At 61.9% G+C, this 4,579-nt stretch carries 4 protein-coding genes; 2 read left to right on the top strand and 2 right to left on the bottom strand.

What is annotated here, in order from left to right; genetic code table 11:
• Nucleotides 1-1,611, bottom strand: a 1,611-nt coding sequence (locus tag JNL55_RS10075) for a proton-conducting transporter membrane subunit (protein ID WP_293852606.1), incomplete at its 3' end; no start/stop codon positions are given.
• Between the two features lie 101 nt (nucleotides 1,612-1,712).
• On the opposite strand from JNL55_RS10075, the gene ettA reads away from it, so the two are divergent.
• Both ettA and JNL55_RS10065 read left to right on the top strand, forming a co-directional pair.
• A complete protein-coding gene (gene ettA, locus JNL55_RS10070; protein WP_293852604.1) occupies nucleotides 1,713-3,389 on the top strand; it encodes an energy-dependent translational throttle protein EttA in 1,677 nt (558 codons plus the stop codon).
• Between the two features lie 52 nt (nucleotides 3,390-3,441).
• The gene (locus tag JNL55_RS10065; protein WP_293852602.1) at nucleotides 3,442-4,095 is read left to right on the top strand and encodes a hypothetical protein; all 654 of its coding nucleotides are present in this window, start codon (nucleotides 3,442-3,444) and stop codon (nucleotides 4,093-4,095) included.
• Between the two features lie 51 nt (nucleotides 4,096-4,146).
• Here JNL55_RS10065 and JNL55_RS10060 read toward each other — a convergent pair.
• Nucleotides 4,147-4,579: YidB family protein (locus tag JNL55_RS10060; protein ID WP_293852600.1), on the bottom strand; the 433-nt coding region annotated here is incomplete at its 5' end.

The following is a 4,579-nucleotide window of genomic DNA, read 5'->3' as shown; positions in this document are numbered from 1 at the left end:
CATCGGCGTCAGCACGCCCTCAGGATGACCCAGGCGCGTCATCCAAGCATGAATCACCAGGCCACCCACGAAGGCCAGCGTGCTCATGATCAACGGCATGTTCAAACCGTGCCACACCGCGAGGCTGTACGGCGGCATGCGCGCATCGCCGAGAATGGAACGAGTCGCCAGATCGAGCACCGGACCGATGGTGAGGCCAGGCAGACTGCCAACCAGCAAACACGCCAGCACCAACATCGCACTGGGCAACAACATCCATCGCGATGGCTCGTGCGGTTCGCGTGGCAACTCGCCCGGCGCGACACCGAAGAACACCTGACGAATGAAACGCGCCGAGTACGCCACGCTGAACATACCGGCCACCGTGGCGGTCGCCGGCAACAAGATGCGCAACCACAAAGCCTCGCCGGCGAAAATGGTTTCGGCGAAAAACATTTCTTTGGACAAGAAGCCGTTCAACAGCGGCACACCGGCCATGGCCGCCGCCGCCACCAGTGCCAAGGTCGCAGTGATCGGCATGGCTTGATACAGACCGCCGAGGCGCTGCAGATCGCGCGTGCCGGTTTCGTGATCGACGACGCCCGCCGCCATGAACAACGACGCCTTGAAGGTCGCGTGGTTGAGCATGTGGAACACCGCCGCCACCAGCGCGAGCGTGCTGTTCATGCCGAGCAGCAGCGTGATCAGCCCAAGATGGCTGATGGTCGAATAGGCGAGGACGCCCTTCATGTCGCGCTGGAAAGTCGCGGCGTAGGCGCCGACCAGCAGTGACGCCAAGCCGGCGCTACAGACGATGGCGAACCACAGATCGGTGCCCGACAGCACCGGCCACAGTCGCGCCAGCAAGAACACGCCAGCTTTGACCATGGTGGCCGAATGCAAATACGACGACACCGGCGTCGGTGCCGACATGGCTCGCGGCAGCCAGAAGTGGAACGGGAACTGCGCACTCTTGGTGAAGGCACCGAGCAACACCAGCACCAGAATCCACGGATACAGCTCATGCGCCTGGATGGCCGGCGTGGCCGCAATCACTTGATCCAAGTCATAGCTGCCGGCGATGTAGCCCAGCATCAGCACAGCAGCGAGCAAACACATGCCGCCCGCTGCGGTCACGGTAAGCGCCATTCGTGCGCCAGCTCGCGCATCTGCACGGTGGTACCAGTACGCGATCAGCACGAACGAGGTGAAGCTGGTCAGCTCCCAGAACATCACCAGCTGGATCAAGTTGCCCGACAGCACCACGCCCAGCATCGAGCCCATGAACGCCAGCAAGAACGAGAAAAAGCGCGGCACCGGATCGGCCGGCGACATGTAATAGCGCGCGTAGACCACCACCAGCGCGCCGATCACCGTCACCATCATGGCGAACATCCAGGCGAAGCCATCGAGGCGCAGCCCGAACGTCAGCCCATATTGGGGCAACCACTCGAAGGCCACGCTCACCACGCGGCCCGCCACCATGTCGGGGTAGTACCTCGCTAGCAGAGTTGCGCAAGAAATGGCGATGGCGGCGGCGAGCCATGCTTCGACATTTCGCGCGTTGGCACGCAGAAGCGCCGCGCCCAGGGCGCCGACGAACGGTAACAGCAGTACTAGATAGAGGGTCATCGGGTCCAATGCTGCATGATGGAGCGCCAGCTGGGTAGCCTGTATGATCGGGCTCCTTTGCGCGCGCCCCGCGTGCCCCCGACCCCAGGCCCCGAGAATTTATGGCCCAGTTCATTTACACCATGAATCGCGTCTCCAAGGTGGTGCCGCCCAAGCGCATCATCCTGCGGGACATTTCCCTGTCATTTTTCCCCGGTGCCAAGATCGGCGTGCTCGGCTTGAACGGCTCGGGTAAATCCACGCTCCTGCGCATCATGGCGGGCGAGGACAAGGAGATCGACGGCGAAGCGCGGCCGCAGCCCGGCACCAAGATCGGCTTCCTGAAACAGGAGCCGGGCCTGGATCCGAACAAGGACGTGCGCGGCAACGTGCTCGAAGGCGTCGGCGACGTGCAGTCGCTGATCGACCGCTTCAATGCCGTCAGCGACAAATTCGCCGATCCGGACCTGGATCCGGACGAAATGACCAAGCTGCTGGATGAGCAAGCCAAGCTGCAGGACGCCATCGACGCCAAAGGCGGTTGGGAGCTGGAGCGCACCCTGGAAGTGGCCGCCGATGCTTTGCGCTTGCCGCCGTGGGACGCCGATGTGACCAAGATTTCCGGCGGTGAGCGCCGTCGCGTCGCGCTGTGCCGCTTGCTGCTGTCCAAGCCGGACATGCTGCTGCTGGACGAGCCCACCAACCATTTGGACGCCGAGTCGGTCGCATGGTTGGAGCGTTTCCTGGAAAACTATCCGGGCACCGTGATCGCGGTGACCCACGATCGTTACTTCCTGGACAACGTCGCCGGCTGGATCCTGGAATTGGACCGCGGCCACGGCATTCCCTGGCAAGGCAACTACTCTTCCTGGCTCGACCAGAAAGAAAAACGCCTGGCGGTCGAAGAGAAGCAGCAAGAAGGCCTGCGCAAAACCCTCGAGCGCGAATTGGAATGGGTGCGCGCCAATCCGAAAGCACGCCAGGCCAAGAGCAAGGCCCGCATGCAACGCTTCGAAGAGCTGTCCTCGCAGGAATTCCAGAAGCGCAACGAAACCAACGAAATCTACATTCCACCCGGCCCGCGCCTGGGTGAGTTGGTGATCGAAGCCAACAACTTGAAAAAGAGCTTCGGCGACCGGCTGCTGTTCGACAACCTGAGCTTCAATCTGCCGGCCGGCGGCATCGTCGGTGTGATCGGCCCGAACGGCGCCGGTAAGACCACCATGTTCCGCATGATTACCGGCCAGGAGAAACCGGATTCGGGCGAGATCCGAATTGGTTCTTCAGTGCAGCTGGCTTACGTGGATCAATCCCGCCAGTCGCTCACCGACAGCAACACCGTGTGGCAGGAGCTCTCCGGCGGTCTGGAGATCATCAGGGTCGGCAACTATGAAACATCGTCGCGCAGCTATGTGGGCCGCTTCAATTTCCGCGGCACTCAGCAACAGCAGCTGATCGGCGAGCTGTCGGGTGGTGAGCGCAATCGCGTGCACTTGGCGAAAGTGTTGAAGAGCGGCGGCAACGTGCTGATGCTCGACGAACCCACCAATGACTTGGACGTGGAAACCTTGCGCGCACTGGAAGAAGCGCTGCTCGGCTTCCCCGGCTGCGCCATCGTGATCTCGCACGATCGCTGGTTCCTGGACCGTATCGCCACTCACATCCTGGCCTTCGAAGGCAATTCCGAAGTGACCTGGTTCGAAGGCAACTACGCCGAGTACGTCGAAGACTTCAAGCGTCGCAAGGGCGACGATGCGGATACGCCGCATCGTATTCGCTACAAGAAGCTGGGCGGTTGAGCGAGCGCTAATGCCAGTGCTTTGCCAGCTGGCCGACAAGGATGGTTAACGCGTGATCTCGGACGCAGTCATTCTGATCATTGCGATCTTCGGCTTGCTGCTGCTGATGCTCGCGTGTCAGCGGCTGTTCCGAGCTCGCTTTCTCGCCGCCAGTGGCAGCGCGCTGATGGGCTCGTTGTTACTGGCCGTCGCAGCGCTGCTGTTTGTGGTGTCGTTGAACATGCATACGTACGCTCGGTTGACTCACGAGCGTCCAGTTGCCGAGATCGTGTTCGAACAGCGCGGCCCGCAAACCTTCAACGCCACGCTGACCCAAGTGCCCAACGGCGAGATTCAAATGTTTGTTTTGTCGGGCGACGAGTGGCAGCTCGACGCTCGCGTGCTGAAATGGAAAGGCTGGGTGAATTTATTCGGCCTGGATGCGCAGTATCGGTTGGAGCGCGTCGGCGGCCGTTATCGAAACATCGAGCAGGAGCGCACGGCTGAGCGCACCGTGTATGCGCTGGCCGAGAATCCTGGGTTGGATTTGTGGCAGCTGACGCTAGATAAACCGGATCGTCTGCCGTTCGTCGACGCCATCTATGGCAATGCTGCCTACATGCCCATGTCCGACGGTGCGCGCTATGAAGTTTCGATTGCCCAAACCGGGTTGGTTGCGCGGCCCGTGAATGCCGCTGCTCAGCAAGCAGCCGGCACCTGGAAATAATTCTCGCCGGCCCGGAGCAGCACTCCGGGCCAGCAGCAACTGCAACGTTGTTTAGCCGAACAGCTTGCCCAGCGACGCCAGCGCGCCGCCCAAGCTGTCGCCTTCCGGCACCTTGCCGCCCGGGCTCAACTTGTCGATGACCTGCGGCAGCAAGCCAGCCAACGCGCTGGACGCATCGCCCTCGCCCACGCCCGCCTTTTTCGCCAGATCTGCGATCGTGCCCGAGCCGAGCACCTGTTTGACCTGATCCGCCGAGATCGGCAGGTTCTGACCCGAACCGAGCCACGACTGCAACACATTGCCCAGCCCGGCGTTCTGGAACGCGCTGGTGAGATTGCCGAGCGCGCCAGGCTTGCTCAGCATGGCAATGACCTGTGGCAACAAGATCGCCACCAAACCGCCCTGGCCAGTCCCTTGCCCTTGTCCAAGCGCGCCACCCACAGCGCTGCCGAGTTGATCTAGCAAGCCCATGTCGAATCCTCCC

Source organism: Steroidobacter sp. (genome assembly GCF_016790065.1).
In the GTDB taxonomy this organism is placed as follows: domain Bacteria; phylum Pseudomonadota; class Gammaproteobacteria; order Steroidobacterales; family Steroidobacteraceae; genus Steroidobacter.
Note: the sequence above shows the minus strand (reverse complement) of the source record. Positions and strands in the feature narration are given on the sequence as shown.

Bases quoted from the DNA above. Each gene is read 5' to 3' on its own strand.
- ettA (WP_293852604.1), top strand. From the start codon at position 1,713: ATGGCCCAGTTCATTTACACCATGAATCGCGTCTCCAAGGTGGTGCCG.